This is a genomic window from candidate division KSB1 bacterium (assembly GCA_034521575.1).
Taxonomy (GTDB): domain Bacteria; phylum Zhuqueibacterota; class Zhuqueibacteria; order Residuimicrobiales; family Krinioviventaceae; genus JAXHMJ01.
Map to the genome: position 1 here is coordinate 415,261 of JAXHMJ010000002.1, position 22,455 is coordinate 437,715.

19 protein-coding genes and 1 tRNA gene are annotated in these 22,455 nt (G+C 48.5%); 16 read left to right on the plus strand and 4 right to left on the minus strand.

What is annotated here, in order from left to right; translation table 11 throughout:
* Positions 1 to 267 precede the first annotated feature (267 nt).
* Complete coding sequence (locus U5R06_04625) at positions 268 to 1,119, plus strand: hypothetical protein (GenBank protein ID MDZ7722116.1); 852 nt, start codon at positions 268 to 270, stop codon at positions 1,117 to 1,119.
* Between the two features lie 4,770 nt (positions 1,120 to 5,889).
* Here U5R06_04625 and U5R06_04630 read toward each other — a convergent pair.
* Together U5R06_04630 and buk are read right to left on the minus strand one after the other, a co-directional pair.
* Positions 5,890 to 6,609, minus strand: a complete 720-nt coding sequence (locus tag U5R06_04630; GenBank protein ID MDZ7722117.1) for a DUF1189 family protein — start codon at positions 6,607 to 6,609, stop codon at positions 5,890 to 5,892.
* Positions 6,602 to 7,663, minus strand: coding sequence for a butyrate kinase (gene buk, locus U5R06_04635; protein MDZ7722118.1), 1,062 nt, complete (start codon positions 7,661 to 7,663; stop codon positions 6,602 to 6,604). The genes U5R06_04630 and buk overlap by 8 nt, the downstream gene beginning before the upstream one ends.
* Positions 7,664 to 7,757: 94 nt before the next feature.
* Here buk and U5R06_04640 point away from each other — a divergent pair, with 94 nt between their 5' ends.
* The 4 genes from U5R06_04640 (at position 7,758) to U5R06_04655 (ending at position 11,458) form a co-directional block, all read left to right on the plus strand.
* A complete protein-coding gene (locus U5R06_04640; GenBank protein MDZ7722119.1) occupies positions 7,758 to 9,782 on the plus strand; it encodes a glycoside hydrolase family 97 protein in 2,025 nt (674 codons plus the stop codon).
* The gene (locus tag U5R06_04645) at positions 9,769 to 9,957 is read left to right on the plus strand and encodes a hypothetical protein (GenBank protein ID MDZ7722120.1); all 189 of its coding nucleotides are present in this window, start codon (positions 9,769 to 9,771) and stop codon (positions 9,955 to 9,957) included. Before U5R06_04640 ends, U5R06_04645 begins: the two co-directional genes overlap by 14 nt.
* 110 nt (positions 9,958 to 10,067) lie before the next feature.
* A complete protein-coding gene (locus U5R06_04650) occupies positions 10,068 to 10,673 on the plus strand; it encodes a hypothetical protein (GenBank protein ID MDZ7722121.1) in 606 nt (201 codons plus the stop codon).
* Positions 10,619 to 11,458, plus strand: a complete 840-nt coding sequence (locus U5R06_04655) for a transposase (protein MDZ7722122.1) — start codon at positions 10,619 to 10,621, stop codon at positions 11,456 to 11,458. Before U5R06_04650 ends, U5R06_04655 begins: the two co-directional genes overlap by 55 nt.
* Before the next feature lie 520 nt (positions 11,459 to 11,978).
* On the opposite strand, the gene U5R06_04660 is transcribed toward U5R06_04655, so the two are convergent.
* Together U5R06_04660 and U5R06_04665 are read right to left on the minus strand one after the other, a co-directional pair.
* Positions 11,979 to 12,578 carry a phospholipid scramblase-related protein gene (locus tag U5R06_04660; GenBank protein MDZ7722123.1) on the minus strand — a complete coding sequence of 200 codons (600 nt, stop codon included), beginning with the start codon at positions 12,576 to 12,578 and terminating at the stop codon, positions 11,979 to 11,981.
* Between the two features lie 187 nt (positions 12,579 to 12,765).
* Positions 12,766 to 12,839 (minus strand) — tRNA-Val (locus U5R06_04665).
* Between the two features lie 134 nt (positions 12,840 to 12,973).
* On the opposite strand from U5R06_04665, the gene U5R06_04670 reads away from it, so the two are divergent.
* The 11 genes from U5R06_04670 (at position 12,974) to mutS (ending at position 22,450) form a co-directional block, all read left to right on the plus strand.
* Positions 12,974 to 13,561, plus strand: coding sequence for a glycosyltransferase family 4 protein (locus tag U5R06_04670; GenBank protein MDZ7722124.1), 588 nt, complete (start codon positions 12,974 to 12,976; stop codon positions 13,559 to 13,561).
* Between the two features lie 32 nt (positions 13,562 to 13,593).
* Positions 13,594 to 14,106, plus strand: coding sequence for a glycosyltransferase family 4 protein (locus U5R06_04675; protein MDZ7722125.1), 513 nt, complete (start codon positions 13,594 to 13,596; stop codon positions 14,104 to 14,106).
* Between the two features lie 99 nt (positions 14,107 to 14,205).
* The gene (sppA, locus tag U5R06_04680; GenBank protein ID MDZ7722126.1) at positions 14,206 to 15,084 is read left to right on the plus strand and encodes a signal peptide peptidase SppA; all 879 of its coding nucleotides are present in this window, start codon (positions 14,206 to 14,208) and stop codon (positions 15,082 to 15,084) included.
* A gap of 15 nt (positions 15,085 to 15,099) precedes the next feature.
* Complete coding sequence (locus tag U5R06_04685) at positions 15,100 to 15,384, plus strand: HU family DNA-binding protein (protein ID MDZ7722127.1); 285 nt, start codon at positions 15,100 to 15,102, stop codon at positions 15,382 to 15,384.
* Positions 15,385 to 15,556: 172 nt separating this feature from the next.
* Positions 15,557 to 16,810, plus strand: a complete 1,254-nt coding sequence (gene xseA / locus U5R06_04690) for an exodeoxyribonuclease VII large subunit (GenBank protein ID MDZ7722128.1) — start codon at positions 15,557 to 15,559, stop codon at positions 16,808 to 16,810.
* Positions 16,800 to 17,030, plus strand: a complete 231-nt coding sequence (gene xseB, locus U5R06_04695; protein MDZ7722129.1) for an exodeoxyribonuclease VII small subunit — start codon at positions 16,800 to 16,802, stop codon at positions 17,028 to 17,030. The genes xseA and xseB overlap by 11 nt, the downstream gene beginning before the upstream one ends.
* On the plus strand, positions 17,027 to 18,655 hold the full coding sequence (gene dxs / locus U5R06_04700) for a 1-deoxy-D-xylulose-5-phosphate synthase (protein ID MDZ7722130.1): 1,629 nt from the start codon (positions 17,027 to 17,029) through the stop codon (positions 18,653 to 18,655). Before xseB ends, dxs begins: the two co-directional genes overlap by 4 nt.
* A complete protein-coding gene (locus U5R06_04705; GenBank protein MDZ7722131.1) occupies positions 18,594 to 18,950 on the plus strand; it encodes a transketolase C-terminal domain-containing protein in 357 nt (118 codons plus the stop codon). Before dxs ends, U5R06_04705 begins: the two co-directional genes overlap by 62 nt.
* A 67-nt stretch (positions 18,951 to 19,017) precedes the next feature.
* Entirely contained in the window at positions 19,018 to 19,833 is an 816-nt protein-coding gene (locus tag U5R06_04710) for an NAD(+)/NADH kinase (GenBank protein ID MDZ7722132.1), read from the plus strand.
* A 96-nt stretch (positions 19,834 to 19,929) separates the two neighbouring features.
* On the plus strand, positions 19,930 to 20,322 hold the full coding sequence (locus U5R06_04715; protein ID MDZ7722133.1) for a hypothetical protein: 393 nt from the start codon (positions 19,930 to 19,932) through the stop codon (positions 20,320 to 20,322).
* On the plus strand, positions 20,261 to 22,450 hold the full coding sequence (gene mutS / locus U5R06_04720) for a DNA mismatch repair protein MutS (protein ID MDZ7722134.1): 2,190 nt from the start codon (positions 20,261 to 20,263) through the stop codon (positions 22,448 to 22,450). Before U5R06_04715 ends, mutS begins: the two co-directional genes overlap by 62 nt.
* Positions 22,451 to 22,455: the final 5 nt, after the last annotated feature.

Consider the following 22,455-nt stretch of genomic DNA (forward strand, 5'->3'; position numbering starts at 1 on the left):
AAAAAGCGGTGCGGGGCGATTAACCGTATTTTCCGAGCTAAAGCGCGCGACTATGAACTAAACGACGCGTCTGACGGGACGGGAGATGCCGGAAATGCAAAGCCGCTGATGGATTTCACTGGATTTTATTCGGGCCGTGTCTGAGGTTACACATTGGCATAAAAAAATCTTGCATTTGTCAATAAAAGATTATTATCTTTAAGCGCACCCGGGGAATGCTTCCAAAAGATTCAAACTGTAATTCCAAAACAAAAACTGGAGGGATGTATGAAAACGGCTCACAGATTATCTGTTTTAATCATTTGGTTAACGTTTTGTGTCACGCTCATGGCGCAGCCGAATGCCTGGATCAATGAATTTCATTATGATAATGAGGGAGGCGATGTCGGTGAATTTGTTGAAGTCGCGGTTCCGGCAGAGTTGAGTGACAAACAAGACCTCCGCCTTTGTTTGTATAACGGGGCTAACGGTGAACGCTATGATTCTTATCATTCACTCGATGAGTTCATTCAGGGCGGGGCCGCAGGCAACCATATTTTGTACTATACATACATTGACGGGATTCAAAACGGACCGGACGGTCTCTGCCTTGATTATAAGGGTACGGTCATTCAGTTTTTGAGCTATGAAGGACATTTTACAGCGATGGACGGTCCTGCCGCTGGATTGAACAGTCAGGATATTGGTATTCAGGAAAGCGGTAGCACGCCGCTAAGCGGTTCTCTGGGCCTGGTGGGCGACGGAATGAACTATTCCGAGTTTGTCTGGCAGGTTTTGACCGCGACTCCCGGCATGCCCAATACTGACCAGAGTCTTCCGGTGGAATTAATGAGCTTCCAGGCTGAATATAAAGACCATGCAATCGAATTGACATGGCGCACAGCCAGCGAAACCAATTGTCTGGGCTTTTATATTGAACGCGGCGACTCGGTCCAGGGATACAAACGGTTATCAAATATGATTCAGGCGGCCGGCACAACAAGCCAAATGCAGTCCTATGCCTGGCGCGACACCCGAATCATGCCGAACCGGAATTACGACTATCAACTTGTTGAAAAAGATGGAGCCGGTTCCGACCCATGTCAGTATCCGAGTCGGTGTACAGACAACCATGTCTGAAGAAAAATCCCGGATTCCGCAATCTTTTTGCTGTTTGTCGGTTTTTCCAAATCCTTTTAATCCCGGGACTGTGATAACGCTTGACCTGACAAAAGATGTGGGGTATGCTGAATGTTGGATTTATAATCTGTTAGGGAGACCGGTCAAACAGTTGGAAAGCGGCGCTTTTACAGCCGGACAATACAGATTCTATTGGGACGGCGCTGACAGGATTCGGATCACACACTGCAGCCGGTGTCTATTTCTGCCGGTTTCAGGCTGAGGAGCTTTATCGAGTGTAAAACTGATAAAATCTCACTGATAAAAAGGATATGACCTTGAAAAACGAGGTCACATTCTTTTTGAATGTACCGTATACATGAGCAATCCTCATTCGGAACCGGCATCCGGTCAGGGTCGCGATATGCGCAATGTGAATCAGGGTTTGGAATATGATTTGCATTCCATATCGGGATCAATGGTTTACGGCGTTGCCTGCCTTTTCCGTCCCCAAAGGGACGGGGACGGGAAAGGAATTTGCGGCTATAGATATTTTGTCCCTACGGGACAGATTACAATAGTCGGGACAGGCTCCCGATAATCGGGACAGGCTCCCCGATAATCGGGACAGGCTCCGATAACCGGGACAGGTCCCGATGCTTCGGGACAGGTGCGTCGACGGCATTGAATGGAATAGTGGCGCGGGGCGCATCGCTGTGCCCACGCAAAAACAGACAAGATTACGTATAAATTTGTGGGAGCAGCGCAGACCGTAGTTCAATCACGCGCCGCTATTTGCAAAGCCAGGCATTTTCAAATCCGCGAAACACCCGGTCTGATGAAATTTTGCACAATCCCCGTCCCGGTAGGGACGGTATATCTATAGCAATATCTATCAAACGAAAAACAGGCGTCCCGTAGGGACGCAATATGACCAATTTTAATCAGGGTGTGGAAAACCCTTTTCAGCACATTCCGGAATCAATCGTTCGCAGCGTTGACTGACGGTTCCGGCCTATGGCACCCCTGACGGGGTGCTTTTTTGGGGTTCGCATGGGTTCTATAGATATTTTTTCCCTACGGGACAGATTCCCGATAGTCGGGACAGGCTCCCGATGCTCGGGACAAGCCCCGATAGTCAGGACAGGCTCCCGATGTTCGGGACAGGCCCGATAGTCGGGACAGGCCCCGATGCTCGGGACAGGCTCCGATCAGACGGGACAGGCCCCGATGCTCGGGACAGGCTCCGATAGACGGGACAGGTCCCGATGCTTGGGACAGGTGCGTCGACGGTATCGAATGGAATAGTGGCGCGGGGCGCATCGCTGTGCCCACGCAAAAACAGACAAGATTACGTATAAATTTGTGGGAGCAGCGCAGACCGTCGTTCAATCAGCACGCCGCTATTTACAAAGCCAGGCATTTTCAAATCCGCGAAACACCCGGTCTGATGAAATTTTGCACAATCCCCGTCCCGGTAGGGACGGTATATCTATAGCAATATCCATCAAACAAAAACAGGCGTCCCGTAGGGACGCAAAATGACCAATTTTAATCAGGGTGTGGGAAACCCTTTCCAGCACATCCCGGAATCAATCGTTTGAAGCGTTGCCTGACGGTACCGGCATATAGCACCCCTGACGGGGCGCTTTTTTGGGGTTCGCATGGGTTCTATAGATATTTTGTCCCTACGGGACAGATTCCCGATAGTCGGGACAGATTCCCGATGCTCGGGACAGGTGCGTCGATGGTATCGAATGGAATAGTGGCGTGGAACGCATCGCTGTGCCCACGCAAAAACAGACAAGATTACGTATAAATTTGTGGGAGCAGCGCAGACCGTAGTTCAATCACGCGCCGCTATTTGCAAAGGCAGGCATTTTCAAATCCGCGAAACACCCGGTCTGATGAAATTTTGCACAATCCCCGTCCCGGCAGGGACGGTATATCTATAGCAATATCCATCAAACAAAAACAGGCGTCCCGTAGGGACGCAATATGACCAATTTTAATCAGGGTGTGGGAAACCCTTTCCAGCACATCCCGGAATCAATCGTTTGCAGCCTTGACTGCCGTTTTCGGCATATGGCACCCCTGACGGGGTGCTTTTTTGGGTTCGCATGGGTTCTATAGATATTTTGTCCCTACGGGACAGATTCCCGATAGTCGGGACAGGCTCCCGATGCTCGGGACAGGCTCCCGATGTTCGGGACAGGCTCCCGATGTTCGGGACAGGCCCGATAGTCGGGACAGGCTCCCGATGCTTGGGACAGGCTCCCGATGTTCGGGACAGGCCCGATGTTCGGGACAGGTGCGTCGACGGTATCGAATGGAATAGTGGCGTGGAACGCCTCGCTGTGCCCACGCAAAAACAGACAAGATTACGTATAAATTTGTGGGAGCAGCGCAGACCGTCGTTCAATCACGCGCCGCTATTTACAAAGCCAGGCATTTTCAAATCCGCGAAACACCCGGTCTGATGAAATTTTGCACAATCCCCGTCCCGGTAGGGACGGTATATCTATAGCAATATCTATCAAACGAAAACAGGCGTCCCGTAGGGACGCAATATGACCAATTTTAATCAGGGTGTGGAAAACCCTTTTCAGCACATCCCGGAATCAATCGTTCGCAGCGTTGACTGACGGTTCCGGCCTATGGCACCCCCTGACGGGGTGCTTTTTTGGGTTCGCATGGGTTCTATAGATATTTTTTCCCTACGGGACAGATTCCCGATAGTCAGGACAGGCTCCCGATGCTTGGGACAGGCTCCCGATAATCGGGACAGGCTCCGATAACCGGGACAGGTCCCGATAACCGGGACAGGTCCCGATGCTTGGGACAGGTGCGTCGACGGTATCGAATGGAATAGTGGCGTGGAACGCCTCGCTGTGCCCACGCAAAAACAGACAAGATTACGTATAAATTTGTGGGAGCAGCGCAGACCGTCGTTCAATCACGCGCCGCTATTTACAAAGCCAGGCATTTTCAAATCCGCGAAACACCCGGTCTGATGAAGTTTTGCACAATCCCCGTCCCGGTCAGGGACGGTATATCTATAGCAATATCTATCAAACGAAAACAGGCGTCCCGTAGGGACGCAATATGACCAATTTTAATCAGGGTGTGGAAAACCCTTTTCAGCACATCCCGGAATCAATCGTTCGCAGCGTTGACTGACGGTTCCGGCCTATGGCACCCCCTGACGGGGTGCTTTTTTGGGTTCGCATGGGTTCTATAGATATTTTTTCCCTACGGGACAGATTCCCGATAGTCAGGACAGGCTCCCGATGCTCGGGACAGGCTCCCGATGTTCGGGACAGGCCCGATAGTCGGGACAGGCCCCGATGCTTGGGACAGGTGCGTCGACGGCATTGAATGGAATAGTGGCGTGGAACGCATCGCTGTGCCCACGCAAAAACAGACAAGATTACGTATAAATTTGTGGGAGCAGCGCAGACCGTAGTTCAATCACGCGCCGCTATTTGCAAAGCCAGGCATTTTCAAATCTGCGAAACACCCGGTCTGATGAAATTTTGCACAATCCCCGTCCCGGTAGGGACGGTATATCTATAGCAATATCCATCAAACAAAAACAGGCGTCCCGTAGGGACGCAATATGACCAATTTTAATCAGGGTGTGGGAAACCCTTTCCAGCACATCCCGGAATCAATCGTTTGCAGCCTTGACTGCCGTTTTCGGCCTATGGCACCCCCTGACGGGGTGCTTTTTTGGGTTCGCATGGGTTCTATAGATATTTTGTCCCTACGGGACAGATTCCCGATAGTCGGGACAGGCTCCCGATGCTCGGGACAGGCTCCGATAGACGGGACAAGTGCGTCGACGGTATCGAATGGAATAGTGGCGTGGAACGCATCGCTGTGCCCACGCAAAAACAGACAAGATTACGTATAAATTTGTGGGAGCAGCGCAGACCGTAGTTCAATCACGCGCCGCTATTTGCAAAGCCAGGCATTTTCAAATCCGCGAAACATCCGGTCTGATGAAATTTTGCACAATCCCCGTCCCGGTAGGGACGGTATATCTATAGCAATATCTATCAAACGAAAACAGGCGTCCCGTAGGGACGCAAAATGACCAATTTTAATCAGGGTGTGGAAAACCCTTTTCAGCACATCCCGGAATCAATCGTTCGCAGCGTTGACTGCCTTTTACGGCATATACCGTCCCGATGGGACGGGGACAGAGGGGAGATTTCAGACTATAAATATTTTGTCCCTACGGGACAGGCTCCCGATAGTCGGGACAGGCTCCGATAGTCGGGACAGGCTGAGTGCCAACAGGATTGAATGTGCGAGCCCTGGCACCCATCAGGTTGGCTGCAGCACAGACCATGTCCCAAGGGCGCACCGCCCCGGCGTGAATCAGCCAAAAGGCAGACGCAGCACCGGGGCTCGGAGAAGAAAGCCTCCGCCAGCTGGCGGAGCTGACAGAACGGTCATTGCAAACGCCTGGGATCAAACAGCAATTCATTGCCAAAAGCTCTATGTGTAAATCAGGAATAGGGCGCTTGAGCGTCCTTTCTTCTCTGAGCCCACGGACCTGTCCGCCCACCGTGGATTTATTCGTGGGCGGTTTCGCATAGGCGCACGATTGAGCCCACAGAAAAACCGACAATATACTTACGTATAAATCGGCTACTGCATCCCCCCGAATGCAATAATCCTGCAAAAAACATAGAATACGCTTCGCTTGCGCATCCCCTGAATGAATCAGCCTGAAATCAGACGCAATGAGTCATCAATCCTGCACCATTTTCGTCCCGGTAGTTATTCTGTTTGAAACGACTGTTTTGTTCTTTTCGAGTAAAATGCACAGGTTACAAAAGTCAAGAGGATATAACATAAAATATAATAACCCAATGAAATGCCAAGCGGTTTATATAAAAGAACGGCAAGAATAACCATAGGAAGATAAAAAAGTGCCGCAATATTGAGGGTATCACTATAGTCAAGATTACCGTCTCCAAAGGCGTCCAGCATAATACCGATACCGCCGGCAAAGGCAATGAGAAGAAAGTTGAGAATAAAAATCAAGACAGTTAGTGTGAACGCCGCCGAGATTAGAATGATTTGTGAATAATGATCAATCTTGCGGCCCATTTCTGCTGTATTGACAACGGTTGTATCATCTTCAGACGTGAGTCCGTCAAGATCAAAGGACCGGATACCGGTTTTGCCTTGATACCATAGCTCGTCAGGTGTAAAAAAAAGCGAATACCGCGGGGTATCGGCAAATCTGCTGCTGTCCGGTTTATGATCAAAAAGCACCTGAACCCCGTTATCCAGTGTAACCCGGCTTGGCAGGTCTCCCTGCAGATCAACGCCGTCCTCCATAAGCAGAATCCGGGGACTGTCCGCATCGAACAGCGGACGATAAATGGAAATATAGTCATTGATTTTTTGACTGGCAGGAACAATGATCATACCCGTTATAAATAAAGCGCTGACCAGAGCGCTGATCCAGGTGAGACCTTTAACTTTATTCATAGATTTTTACCGGCTCTTTATTCAACAAAACCCGCAATGCGCCCGACGCCATGGCCTGCATTTCCAGCTCTCCGGGACATGTCAGGACCGGGGCAATGAATTTAATATAGGCACAAAGTTCTGAAACAAACAATTTCGAATGCACCAGACCGCCGGTGAGAAATACCGCATCTACATCACCTTTAAGCGCTGCGGCGGCGGCTCCGGTTTCTTTGGCGATTTGATAGATCATGGCATCCCATATCAGACGGACATTGGGATCATGTCGCTGGCCTTGCACTTTTTTCATGTCGGATGTGCCCAGATAGGCATAAACACCGCCCCGGCCGTTGATCATGGATAATACAGACGCCTGATCGTGTTCACCGGTAAAACAGAATCGGACCAGGGGCTGGGTAGGGAGGGAGCCGCTGCGCTGGGGAGAAAAGGGACCGCTGTTTGAGGCATCATTGACATCAATGATGCGTCCGCCGACCAGGCTGGCAACTGAAATGCCGCCGCCCAGATGCAAACCGACAAAGCGGGTGCCGTCGATCTGTTTGTTTACTTTTTCCGCGGCCCAAAAGGCAGCGGCTCTTAGATTCAAGGCATGCGAAAGGCATTTGCGCTCAAAGGCGGGATGACCGGACAGTCGTGATACCGGCTCGAATTCGTCCACGGAAACCGGATCTACTACGAAAGCGGGGCAGTCATATGACCGGGCCATATCCCGCGCCAGCACACACCCCAGGTTGGAAACATGCTCTCCCTGAACATTGGCGCGAGCGTCCTGGATCATAGCTTGATTAACCGCGTAGGTGCCGCGTTTCACCGGCTTGAGCAAACCGCCGCGCCCCACAACCGCATCCGGGGTTTTTATGTTTTGTTCCTGCAAAAACGTTTGAATCTCGGATAATCTATCTGTATATTCACTCCAGATATCAGCTTTTCCGGAATTTGCAGGATGGGTAATGCTGTTTTCTATGATGGGTGTCGTATTTTCAAACAATGCGAGCTTGCTGGACGTGGAACCGGGATTAATCACCAGAATAGAAAAAGACGGATGTGTTGACATAGGACCACCTTTGTTTGTGTGTCGCGATAAATGTAATGGGCTTGCAGATCAAAGTCAAGTTTCTTTTCAATCATATAAACACGAGGATGAACGTATGCGGTTTTTTATCATGTTGCTATGGGGCGCTGCCATGGTATTTGCGGCGGATGGACAATTCAATTCTGTATCATCACCGGATGGTCATATTCAAGTGAAAATAAAACTGGATAACGGCCGCTTGTATTATTCAGTCAATAAGAATAATCAACAGGTGATTACGCCTTCAAGGTTGGGTCTGAAATTAAAAAAGCAGATGAACCTCGATAAAAATCTGAACCTTGATGAACAACAACTTTCTTCAATGGATACGGTCTGGACCACTGTTTGGGGTGAAAATAAAAAGATACGTAACCACTATAATCAGCTATCATTCGTTTTGAGTCATAATACCGGTATCCAGCAAATACTGGATTTTAGAGTATTCAATGATGGAATTGCATTTCGTTACCGGATTCCGGAACAAAAGGGTCTGAAACAAATTGAGATGATGGACGAGTTGACTGAATTTAATATTGATACAGAGTCTGAGGCTTGGTGGATTCCTGCATTTGCCGGCAACCGTTATGAATATCTCTATCAGCATACACCGTTGAACAAGATTGATACGGTGCACACCCCGGTGACGTTCAAAACCGCAAACGGAAGCTATGTCTCTGTACACGAGGCGGCGTTAACGGATTATTCGAGTATGACAGTGACCCGAACAACGGAAAATAAACTCCGGGCTTATCTGGTACCCTGGTCCGATGGTGTCAAAGTGAAAACATCCGTTCCCATGCACAGTCCCTGGCGAACGGTACAAATCGCGGATCGTCCGGCCGGGCTGGTTGAATCATCCATGATTCTGAATCTGAATGAACCGAATCAGCTCGAGGATGTATCCTGGATTCAGCCGGGCAAGTATGTGGGTATTTGGTGGGAAATGCACCTGGAGGTGTCCACCTGGGGAAGCGGCCGCAAGCATGGAGCCACCACCGACAATGCAAAACGCTATATCGATTTCGCCGCAGAACACGGATTTGACGGTGTGCTTGTAGAAGGATGGAACATCGGCTGGGACGGCAGCTGGATGGATAATGGTGAAATGTTTGATTTTACTCAGCCCTATCCGGATTTTGCTCTGCGGGAGGTGGCTCGATATGCCCGCGACCGTGGGGTTAGGCTGATCGGTCATCACGAGACCGGCGGCGGCGTTCTTAATTATGAATCACAAATGCAGGATGCATTTGATCTGTATGAGAGCCTGGGCGTACGCGCCGTTAAAACCGGTTATGTCAGTCAAGGCCAGTCCATCAAGCGGGTGGATGAACAGGGAAGCGTACATCAGGAGTGGCAGCATGGTCAGTTCATGGTTCAGCATTACCGCAAAGTGGTCAAAGAGGCGGCAAAACACAAAATGATGCTGGATGTACATGAGCCCGTCAAAGCCACGGGCATCCGACGCACCTGGCCGAACATGATGACGCGCGAAGGAGCGCGCGGACAGGAATACAATGCCTGGGATCCGAACGGCGGCAATCCGCCCGATCACACCACAATTCTGCCGTTTACCCGTATGCTCGGCGGCCCCATGGATTTTACGCCCGGAATTTTTGATTTGCTGTTCGAGGACGCAAAACCGGACAACCGCGTGAACACCACGTTGGCCAAACAGCTGGCTCTGTATGTGGTGATTTACAGTCCTCTGCATATGGCTGCCGATTTGCCGGAAAACTATGAAAAACGTCCCGATGCGTTTCAGTTTATTGTTGATGTGCCGACCGACTGGAGCGAGACGCACGTACTGAATGCAGAGATCGGTGATTATATCACGGTGGTGCGCCGCGACCGCCAGAGTGCGGACTGGTACATCGGCAGCATCACGGATGAAAACGGGCGCAGTTTTGACATCAATCTTGGTTTTTTAGACCCGGACAGGGAATATATCGCTGAAATTTACAGAGACGGCGAGGCGGCGGACCGGGATTCCAACCCGTATGATATAGAAATCGTGAAAAAACGAGTCACCGCTGATTCTGTATTCTCGATGAAGCTTGCTCCGGGAGGTGGGTTGGCAGCGCGTTTTCGTGCGTTGGATTGAAGAAACGTTCAGAACAGGGACTGATCAAAGCCGCATGCATTCCATTTTGACAGATCCTGCGGACAAAGCCGTTGCTGTTCAGTTTGCTATTTGGCTGGCTGTCGGTGATTTTACTCTGGATTTTCTGACAGAAGACCGTTTGGATCCCAATCAAAGTAACTATAACCTAAACTGAGCGATTCTTCGAAAAATAAAAAACCTTTTGGGATTATAATGGATTGTTATTATTTTAATTAAGACAAAATCAACTAAAATCAATCCACGCACCCAAAAGGTGACAATAATATGAAGAAAAAAACCAATTCAAAGCAAGTAAAAATTTCAAAAATCGAGGTCACAACTGAAAAAATGAGCGGGCGCGGCGGCCTGTTTTTCTTTATCAAATATGTCGAAAACATTGGTTTTTTCAAGCTTTTCGAACAATGTCTTGGTTCTCTAAAAGGTTCGGCCAAGGGCATTAGTTGCTTTCAGTTTATTAAACAAGTTGTGGGCTGGTTCATTGATGGCACCGACCGTTCCATGTTAGGCTTTGATCGACGTAAAAACGACGACGCTTATGCCGCGCTCCTAGAGAATGAGCCTTGGCACATGGCGACATCGCATCAGATAAAGATAATGTTTCGCCGACTTGGTTTTGTCGGACAATGGCTCTTTCGTTCTATTTTGCTCAAGCTTTTTATCTGGCGCCTTCATGTTGAAAAGCCCAAAGTGATCATATTATTCGCTGATACGGTGGTCTTTGACAATGACGATGCCCAAAAACGTCAAGGCGTTAAGCCAACTTATAAGAAGAAAAGGGCTTTCAGCCGCTGCAAATCAGCTGGGGGCCTTATGTGGTGGATGCATTGTTCCGTCCTGGCAATGTGCACTGCAATCATGGGACAGATTTGAGAAAAGCTGTTGGACGTTTGGTCAAAGCGATTCGAACCCATTATGCTGATGTGCCAATCATACTGCTTAAAGACAGCGGTTTTTTAGATGATAAGAATTTCAGATTTTTTGAAGAACGCCTCGGCATTCATTATGCGTGCAGCGGAAAGCTCTATAAGGGTATTAAACAATATGTTAAAGAAGTTCCTGTTGATCGATTTCACTTGTATCAAATGTCGTGGTCGTTTGTTGAATTTGGTAACCGGCTTGACACGTGGTCTACATTTCGGCGATGCATTTTCACATCACAAGAAACCGAAGATAATGGCCAGATGACCTTTGATTTTGCTCGACCGGACAATGTGATTTATACAAACATTGGCCAGAATGAAGAATGTGATGAAAAGCTGGTGCAGGCAGTTGGCGATGACTATTTAAAGGCGGAAAAGATCATTGAATTGGATCATAGTCGCGGCAAGGGTGAACTTGTTCATCGTTCACAAAAGGATTTTGTCGTATGCGAGCAGCTTCCCTTTAAAGGCTTTGGAATGAACAGAGCCTTTTATTACATTTTTTTGATGAGTCATTTTCTATACGAAGCTTTCAAGCGTGATATGACCCAGGATGTGTTACCGGTTACGAGCTATCCCAGCACTTTTCGCCGGACTGTAATTGATTTTGCTGTCAAGATAATATCGACGAGTCAACAGGTAATCTTGAAAGTCACCCAAGCTACTTATGATGCATTAAAAATTCCACTTTTATGGCAGGCGATTCGCGAACAAAAACCAGCTTTCATGACATAGAGCAAAATGTTTCCAGAAAATTTTATTTCACAGGATTGATACGCCCTAATGTTAGTTTTTTCATGTTTTTAGGCATAGTTCATTTTAAAAACAGGTAAAAAGACTTTTGTAACATGAAAACAGAATAGAATTTACACAATAGACATGACTGGCTCCCTTTTGAGCCAGTTTATTTTGTTCTGTTTTAAAATCGCTCAATTTAGGTATAACCAAAAATGGACGGATATTCAGACCGCGAAATCAATCTATTCAGGCTTACCGGATACCTATGATTATTCACCGCTTTTGACTTTGGGCAAGCAACCGGAGGGTGTGCTGTATTTGCAGGACAATGATGTCTGTGATCTGACTGCAACATTAACTCAGTTTGGAAATCCGTTGCCGGGCATTGATGTCAATTTATCCATGGCTGATACCGAATTGGGGCCAAGCGCGAATGCTGTTCTCTGGGAAAATATGTCGCCGGCAGGGGCAATGAAAACCTTTCAGCAAATTGAGCTTCTTTCTCATCATAAATCGGTTAACGTCGGTTATTGTTTTCAAAGAATAAAATATCAATCAAAAACAGAGCGCCGATGAACAGACAGCGATCGTTCAGACCGGCTTTTTGCGGAAACTGCACCTGAAAATTGTCTGCGTCCGTAAACATTTCTTTACCCAGGCCGCTCCAGCGTTTGGTGATTTTTCCGATGTTCACTGCATTGCGGGTGATATGAAAGGTCCAGGGATGCAAAAGCGGTCCGATAATTTCAAATTTTTCCCGTCCCAGTCGGTCCTGCACGGAGAAACGCCGCCGGAGGATGGAAAACTTGCGTTTGATGCGTCCCATCGGGCGTTGACGCTGGTCGTTGACCTGAACTTCGCCAAAATAAAAGCGGAAGGGGCGTTTCAATTCCAGCACCGCAACATTCCGGTGGTCCCAGATATGCAGGGTGAATGGACGCAATGAGGACAGCAGCCAGCGCGACCACACCGGGCTTTCTTCCAGCGCCTCGAACATCGGCCGGCCGTCTAAATCTCGAATCGTGTATTTGTTTTTGGTTTCAAAGCCTGAGAGGATTTCACCCCATTCCTTGATCTGTTCAACGGATAAACCAGTTGTTTCTTCAAGATAATGCATATCAGGATCCTTTACAAAACGTGTTTTGCAGGTTTGAAATAACGATATCAGAAATCAGCCCGTCGATTTAGAGACCGGGTTTTTCTCATTTCCAACGTTTATCGGGGTACGGAGGCTATATTGTGTCTCTTAAACAGAAAAAGGCCGCAAAACGATACGGCCTTTGTTTTCATTGATCCTGTAAGGGTGGGCGATACTGGAATTGAACCAGTGACCTCCGGTATGTGAGACCGGCACTCTAACCAACTGAGCTAATCGCCCGCGCAACCTTAGAGAATATAAAAAAATCCGGGAAAAATGCAAGAATAATGTGCATCAAATTCAGTTATTTGTTTGTTTTTTCTTGAATCTTTTTATTTTATAGGATTGATAACCAAAATCAGGGTGCTCATTCTTTGTCTCAATTATTTCATATTCTGCAAATCGGACCGCTGCCTCCGCCCGCCGGCGGCATGGAAACATTCATGAAGCAGCTTTTGAATTCCTCGTTGCGAAACGACTATCGTCTCTCAGTTCTGAACATGTCCAAACCCGGCATACCGGATTCCGTCACAGCCGGCACATCGTCAGGGTATCGTGAAGCATTTATGCGGCCCGTGTTCTATACACTGTTGAGTTATTTCTGGTCTGTTTTATATTTTATACGATTTATGCTGTTTTTGGGGATGCATCAGATCCATATTGTACATATACATTCTGCTTCCTATACCTCATTTTGGGAAAAATGCCTTTATATTGCGTATGCGCGTGTTTTAAAAAAGCGTATTGTGCTGCACATTCACGGATCTTGTTTTCAAGCCTTTTACATGGAACATCATCGCGCATTTCAACGCTGGATCCATTTTCTCCTCGGCTTATGTGACCGGGTGGTGGTCTTGTCCCCGGTCTGGAAACGGTTTTTTCAGCGGGAAATGCCGCGAGTGAGAACCCGTGTCATTGAAAACGGAATAAGAGCTGCCGGATTTCACCGCAAACACGGATAAAACCGTCCAGCCATCGGCGTTGTTTGTGGGAATTGTCCCGTAGAAAAGGAGTTCATGATTTACTGGCAGCGGCAGTTCAATTGAAAAAAAACTGGACGGATTTTACAGTCTATTTGATGGGACCTGGCGATCAGCGCAGTGTGCAGGATATGATTACCGGGCATGCCCTTGAAACGCATGTGAACTGTCTGGGGGTTCTGAACGCCACTGAGAAATGGAAGTATTACCACAAGGCCTGGTGTTTTTGTCTGCCGTCTTATGCGGAAGGATTCCCCCTTGTTCTTTTAGAAGCCATGGCAGCCGGACTGCCGATTGTCAGCAGCCGGGCCGGCGGGATTCCGGACATGATTGATGATTGCCGGCACGGGTATCTGCTGAATCCGGGAGATGTGCAGGGAATTGCAGCCTCAATCGATACAGTGTGGAAAGAACCGGCGAGACGGGAAAAAATGGCAGCGCTAAATCGACAACGGGTAAAAAGAAACTATACGATAGAACGATGTGCAGATAAAATATCCCAGCTCTATCAGGAGCTGCTGCACTGATATTTTTATCTTGATTTTTTGACATTATATCACTATAATTAATAATCATTTGTTTGCTCTGCCATACTTGTGGCATTTATTTTTTTACAAGGTTGAATCATGAAAAACCGGTTGGCTCGCGGATATATTTTGGCATTTGTGCTGATTGTACTTGTTGTTGTACTTATTTTTGCTGGATTTGGCCGCAAAAGTCGGGATTCTATCTCTGCTTCGGGTCCACGGATTGGAGTGATCAAGCTGGACGGCGTGATCATATCTTCACATTCGATTGTGGATCAGTTCAAACGTATGAATGATGCCAAAAATATCAAAGCCATCGTTTTTCGTATTAATAGTCCGGGCGGCGGCATCGCGGCTTCGCAGGAAATACTCGACTTTGTACGGGCGGTTCGTGACAGCGGCAAGCCTGTGGTGGCTTCGATGGCCAGTGTGGCGGCTTCCGGCGGCTATTATGTGGCTCTTGGCGCGGATACGATCATGGCCAATCCGGGCACAACGACCGGAAGTATAGGTGTGATTGCCGAGATCCCGAATTTCAGCAAGCTGATGGAAAAACTCGGAATACAGGTGGCGGTTATCAAGAGCGGTCGCTTTAAAGACACCGGATCGCCTTATCGTTCCATCACGCCGAAGGAACGCGAGTATCTGCAGGCCTGGATTGACGATGGATATGATCAATTCATAAAAGAGGTATCCCGGGAACGCGGCTTGCCGCTGGATTCTGTGCGCAAGCTCGCGGACGGTCGGGTGTATTCCGGCGCCCAGGCGTTTCAACTGGGGTTGATCGATACACTGGGCGGTTATCGGGATGCAATCAATTTAGCGGCTGACATGGCCGGGTTTGAGGGTGAGCCAAAGACCGTAACGCTGCCCGAGCGCAAGATAACCCTGTTTGATCTTTTGACTTCTGATGTCCGGGACCTGCTGCAAACGGTTTTACCGTTTTGGCCGAGAATCCAATATAAAATGTCATTATAACAAAAGGGAGGGAGTATGACAAAAGCGGACATTGTTGATGTGGTTGCCCAGGGTACCGGTTTGACAAAGGTTGAAACCCAGGCTGTTATTGACGGTTTTTTGGCAACCGTGAGTTATGCCCTGAAAAACAAAGAGCGTGTGGATTTACGCGGATTCGGAAATTTCAAAGCGGTACTGCGCAAGGCCAGAAACGCCAGAAATCCCTCGACAAACGAACCCGTGTTTGTACCGGAACACTATGCAGCTGTTTTCAAGCCTTCAAAGGATTTGAAAGAATTTATTAATAATGACACTGAATGATGAATAGGAGGTGATAACTTTGCCGAGCGGAAAAAAACGTAAACGACGCAAGATCGCTAATCATAAACGTAAAAAAAGATTGCGCAAAGATAGACACAAGAAGAAAAAGTAAATGAAAGGGCTGAGATGACCGAATCTTGGCCCTGAATTTATGATTTCGGGGAGGTTCCGAATGGATGAAGGATACCATGTGAACGTGCTTACGGTCAGTGAGCTTACTTTTGCCATAAAAGAGCTCCTGGAGACCAGTCTGCCCTTGATTTGGGTAACGGGCGAAATATCCAATTTTGTCCATCACGGGTCCGGCCATATGTATTTTTCTCTCAAAGATGAAAAGGCGCAATTGTCCTGTGTGATGTGGCGAGGCCGCAACGCAGCTCTGGGGTTTACGCCTGAGAGCGGCAAACAGGTTGAAGCATTTGGACGTATCCGTGTTTATGAGAAACGCGGACACTACCAGCTCGATATCATGAAAATGGTTCCTGCCGGTGTCGGTGATTTACAGGCGGCGTTTGAAAAGCTGAAACAGAAATTGCTGGACGAGGGGTTGTTCGATGAAGCGCACAAACAGGAACTGCCGCGCTATCCCGAACGCATTGGCATCGTGACCTCTCCGACCGGTGCTGCCATTCGGGACATTGTACAGGTTCTGAATCGGCGCTTTCCGGGTGTTAAGAAAATTTTACGCCCGGCTGTCGTTCAGGGAGACAACGCGGCTCAGGATATTGCCAATGCCATAGATGAATTGAACCTCTATGGCGAGATGGATGTGATGATTGTCGGACGCGGTGGCGGATCTCTGGAAGATTTGTGGGCGTTTAATGAAGAACCGGTTGCGCGCGCCGTCTATGATTCGGAGATACCCGTTATCTCGGCTGTCGGTCATGAAATTGATTTTACAATCTGCGACTTTGTCGCTGATTATCGAGCGCCCACGCCGTCAGCGGCGGCCGAGATTGCTGTCGTGGATGCGAAGGAATTGCTTCTGAGCGTCCGTTCACTGAATGAACGCTGTGTTCGGGCTGTGGATGATCAAATTAAAACCGGCAGACAGCAGCTGAAACAGACTCTTAATCAATATGGATTTCGCCGTCCCGGTGACCGTATACGTCAATACCGGCAGACCGTGGATGAATTGCTGAGAACCGTCGGCTATCATGGCAAATACATGATAACGAAAAACAAAGATCGTTATCTTGCCACGCGAGACCGGCTTAAAGCCATGCATCCGGCTTTTGTGCTGAAACGCGGGTATGCTGTGATCAAGGAGCAACAAAGCGGGCGTCTTGTTCCCCGATTGGAGCAGGCTACTCATGCTGATGTTGAAATTCAATTCTATGACGGACTGGCCCGCAGTCGGATTTATGAAAAATTTATGGATAAAATCGACGAAAAAATGTGTTCAAATTGGGTAAATGATGACTAGAAAAACATTCGAACAAGCGCTTGACCGACTCGAAGAGATCGCCAATCAACTTGAGAACGAGTCTGTTCAACTTGAAGAGACCCTCAATCTTTACAAGCAAGCCCGGGAGTTGGCGACACAGTGTCAGGAAAAACTGGATCAGGCAGAGTCCGAGCTTGAGACCCTGGTCAAGGGGGATGATGGCTTTAAATTAAAAAATGATGTTAAAGGTGGTCTATGAATTATTTGCTCAATGATATTGCCTCGCCTGAGGACCTGCGTCAATTGACAATACCCCAACTGGCGCAATTGTCCCGTGAAATCCGGCAATATCTGATTTCTACAGTTTCTCAAACGGGCGGGCATTTGGCTCCTTCTCTTGGCGTTGTAGAGTTGACCATTGCTCTGCACTATAATTTTAATACACCGAACGACAAGCTGGTCTGGGATGTCGGGCATCAGGCGTATATCCACAAAATCCTGACCGGCCGTAAAGACCGGTTCAATACGCTGCGGCAATACAAAGGCCTGAGTGGGTTCCCGAATCGTTTTGAAAGTGAGTATGATACCTTTGGCGTCGGCCATGCCAGTACGTCCATTTCCGCCGCGTTTGGCATGGCATGCGCGCGGGATATGATGGGCGAGGACTATAAGGTGCTGGCCATTATCGGCGACGGCGCTCTCACGGGCGGACTGGCGTACGAAGGCCTGAACAATGCCGGGGCTTCCGGACGGGATTTTATTGTGATCCTGAATGACAACAGCATGTCGATTTCTCCGAATGTCGGCGCCATGTCTAAATACCTGACCAACCTGATTTCCAATCCCATCTACAACCGCATTAAAAAAGAAGTCTGGGACTTTACCGGACGGTTTGACGGGATGGGCACTTTTATCCGCCGCGCCGCGCGCCGTGCCGAAGAAGGGGTCAAGGCGTTTATCACTCCCGGACTTTTATTTGAACGTTTGGGCTTTCGCTATTGGGGGCCGGTAGATGGCCATAATTTGGCCGGAATAACGCGTATTCTCCGGGAAGTGAAAAAATTCCGCGGGCCGATTTTGGTACACGTCCAGACGCAAAAGGGGAAAGGCTTTGAACCGGCTGAAAAAAATGCGCCTGTTTTTCACGGCCTGGGAAAGTTTGATCCTGAAACCGGAAAGATTATAAAAAAGAGCGCGAATCCGTCTTATTCACGAGTGTTCGGACAGGCTATGGTCGATCTTGCGGCTCAGGATGACAAGGTCGTTGCACTGACTGCCGCCATGGAACTGGGAACCGGGCTGAGTGAGTTTGCAAAAACCTATCCGGAACGATTTTATGATGTTGGTATTGCGGAAGGGCATGCGGTCACCTTTGCAGCCGGTATGGCTGCTCAGGGCATGAAACCGGTTTGTGCCATTTATTCCAGTTTCCTCCAGCGCGCTTATGATATGGTCATTCACGATGTGGCTCTGCAAAAACTGCCGGTGATTTTTGCCCTGGATCGTGCGGGACTGGTGGGCGATGACGGCCCCACGCATCATGGCGTGTTTGATATGGCATTTCTTAGAACCATTCCGGGTATGGTCATTATGTCGCCCAAAGATGAAAATGAGCTGCGACATATGCTGTATACCGCCAGCCTGTATGATCAAGGACCGGTTGCACTGCGGTATCCGCGCGGTGAAGGCGAAGGCGTACCCGTGTCAAAAGACTTTATTCAACTGCCTGTCGGGAAAAGTGAAATGGTGCGTCCGGGACGCGAAGTCGCTATCGTGGCGATCGGACATATGGTCTATCCGGCTGTTAAAGCCGCGGAAGAGCTTGAAGAAGGAAACCGGACTGTCGCCCACTGTGATCAATGCACGATTTTTAAAACCCATTGATACGGAAATGCTGGACAAACTGGCTGCGCATTATAAACTGGTGATTACGGTGGAAGACGGAACGCAAAAAGGCGGTCTCGGCAGCGAAGTTGTCGAGTATTTTGCAGCCGGTAAAATCCAAATCGAAGTGATTTGCAAGAGCTTACCGGATCAATTTATTGAACACGGACATGTGAGTCAGCTTTATCAGGATATCGGATTGTCGACCCTGCATCTAACGGAATGTATCAAACAAAGTTCGTTTTTCAGAAAATCCAGGTTTCTGCATAAACTGCGGATTTTTCACAGCGCATGAGAATCGGAATTATAGCAAATATCTATAAAAGCAGGCTCTGCCCGCTGTCAAGAGGTTTTGTGACATTTTGAACCGCCGGAACATCAGTTATGTGCTCGAAAGCGAGCTGGCTAATCAAATCACATCCGGTAAAACCGAATCCACGCTTCCGGTGCAAGAGATCGGCCCGGCGTGTGATGTGGTGGTGGCTTTTGGAGGAGATGGAACCATATTGGCGGCTGCGCAATTTACAGCAAAAAACGACGTTCCTATTCTGGGTGTAAATATCGGCACCCTTGGATTTTTAACGGAAATTGTGACATCAGAGCTTGAAGATGCTGTAGAGCGTCTGATTTCCGGAAACTATTCGACTATCAATCGTATGGCCCTGTCTGTTCAGATTTTGGGCAATTCCTGTCGGGATGAGTTTCTGTCTTTAAATGATGTGGTGCTGGACAAAGGCGCCAGTTCGCGGCTGATTTATATTGACGCCTATGTGGATGGACTGTTTTTAAATTCTTATCGCGCCGATGGTTTGATTGTCTCTACGCCTACAGGCTCGACGGCCTATTCCATGTCCGCGGGCGGACCGCTCATGGTGCCTGAAATGCATGCGGTCATTGTAACACCCATTTGTCCCCATTCGGTGACTATGAAGCCGATCATAATATCCTGCGAGAGCAGTATTGAACTGTCCATTCGCCCGGAAGCTGAACATATACAGTTGAATATTGACGGTCAGAATAAATGCGATGTACACTATACAGAAAAAGTAAAGATCACCAGGGCTGCCGTCGATGTCCCCTGGATTTCAATCGGAATGCATGATTTTTATGATATTCTGAGAACCAAGCTGAACTGGGGGGCGGGCCAGCCAACATTTGAAACAGAAAGGCAACCGTGAGCAAAACGGGCAAGACAACTCCTCTGATGGAGCAGTATCACAAGATAAAACATAAACACAGTGATGCTGTTTTATTTTTTCGTATGGGGGATTTTTATGAAATGTTTTACGAAGACGCGAAAATTGGCGGCCAGTGTTCTCGGGCTCACCCTTACGTCCCGTGCCCACGGCAAATCTGCTGACGTGCCGCTCGCCGGTTTTCCCCATCACGCCCTGGATAATTATCTTGCCCAAATGATCAAAGCCGGATATCGGGTTGCGATCTGTGAACAGACCGAAGACCCGAAAAAAGCAAAAACCATCGTCAAGCGCGATGTGACAGAGGTCGTTTCTCCGGGAACAGCGGTCTCTGAAGATATACTGGATACCCGCCGCAACAACTTTTTGACCGCGGTCTGCCTTGCGGAGCAAACGTTTGGTATTGCCAATGTGGATATTCTCAACCGGAGAATTTCAGATTGGCGAATTTCCGTTAACCGACTGCCATGAAAAAATATCCACGATCCAGCCCGCTGAACTTTTGCTGGATACCGGACAGGAAACCCGGCTTCTGGAACATCTGTCTTATGATGAATCCACACAGACCTGGCGGGAAAGCTGGTCCTTTCAGTATGATTATGCAATGGAACTGTTAACCCGGCATTTTGGCACGATTTCACTGAAAGGATTTGGCGTCGAGGAGCTGCACAACGGGATACGCGCCGCCGGCGCAATTATGGTATATTTGCGGGAGAATCAAAAAGAGCGGTTGACGCACATGACCGGTTTGTCGCGCATGAGTGACTCGAACAATATGCTGATCGACAGCACCACCCGGCGTAATCTGGAATTGATTCAACCGATGAACAGTCGGGACCCCCGCGCCACATTGCTGTCGGTTGTGGATCAGACGCGAACGTCTATGGGCGCGCGCATGATGATGAACTGGCTGCTCTATCCGTTAAATTCCGCTGAACCGATTGAACAGCGTTTAAATGCCGTGGAAGAGTTCTTTCAGGAAAAGTCAGGGCGTGAGGCGTTGCGGGATCTGCTGCAGCAGGTTGGTGATCTGGAACGTTTGCTCGCCAAATTCGCCACAGGACGCGCCAATGCTCGTGATGCCAATACCATCGCTTCCACCCTGCATGCAGCTGAACAGATTAAGGAATTGCTCAGCACGGTAAAGGCTCGAATGCTTCTGGATAACAGTCAGCGCATCGATCCGCTGAACGCCATTCGGGACGAAATCGACCGCGGAATTGTTGAAACCCCTCCGATTTCCACCACAGATGGCGGTATGTTTAGACCCGGTTATCATGATGAGCTGGACGAACTGTGCATTATCACGCACTCGGGCAAGGACTGGATCGCGCGGCTGCAGAAAACCGAGCGGGAGAAAACCGGCATTCCTTCACTCAAGGTCAATTATAATAAAGTGTTCGGGTACTATATAGAAGTCACAAAACCCAATTTGTCCAAAGTACCTGAGCATTATATCCGCAAACAGACCCTGGTTAATGCGGAGCGGTACATTACCCAGGAATTGAAAGAATATGAGGAAAAAATTCTGGGCGCCGAAGAAAAGATCGCGGCGCTCGAATATGATCTGTTCATAGCGTTGCGTGACAGACTATTGGCTCAGGCTCGTCCGCTGCAGAACAATGCAAAATATTTGGCACGTATTGATTGTCTGGCTTCCCTTGCCCAAACTGCAGTCGATAATAACTATACACGCCCCGGAATCAATACCACCCGTCAAATTGTTATAAAGGAAGGCCGTCACCCGGTTGTGGAAAAACTGCTGCCGGCCGGAGAGCCGTTTGTGGTCAATGATACGCTTATTGATAATCAGTCGGATCAGATATTGATTATCACCGGTCCGAATATGGCGGGTAAATCCACTTATCTGCGTCAGGTTGGGCTGTTGACCATTCTGGCGCAAATGGGCAGTTTTATCCCTGCCGCAGAAGCGCAAATCGGACTGGTTGATCGGGTTTTTACGCGGGTTGGCGCTTCTGATAATCTGGCAGCCGGCGAGAGTACATTCTTGACCGAGATGAACGAAACGGCAAATATTCTCAATAACGCAACGCCGAAAAGTCTTGTGTTGCTGGACGAGATCGGGCGCGGCACCAGCACCTACGATGGTCTGTCGCTGGCCTGGTCGGTGGCAGAATATTTGCATCAAAATAAAAAGGTTGCAGCAAAGACAATTTTTGCGACGCATTATCATGAATTAACGGAACTTGAACGTATTCTACCGCGTGTAAAAAACTATAATGTCGCGGTACGGGAATGGGCGGATCACATTGTTTTCCTGCGCAAGATTGTTCCCGGCGGCTGCGACCATAGTCACGGTATTCATGTGGCAGAACTGGCGGGACTGCCGCGGGCGGTTATTGAGCGCGCCAAACAAGTTCTCGCCAATCTTGAAGCGGCAGAGACCGATAAAGACAATGTACCCAAACTGGCTCTTTATCACAAAAAAGCGCCTGATGTTCAGCAGTTGAGTTTGTTCGAAGAACAGGAAAAAAAGTTAAGGAAAGAAATTGAGCAGATTAATCCTGACGAGATTACGCCGATTGAGGCGTTGAAAAAACTGGATCAGCTGAAACAATTGACTGTCGAGTCTCATTAGAACAG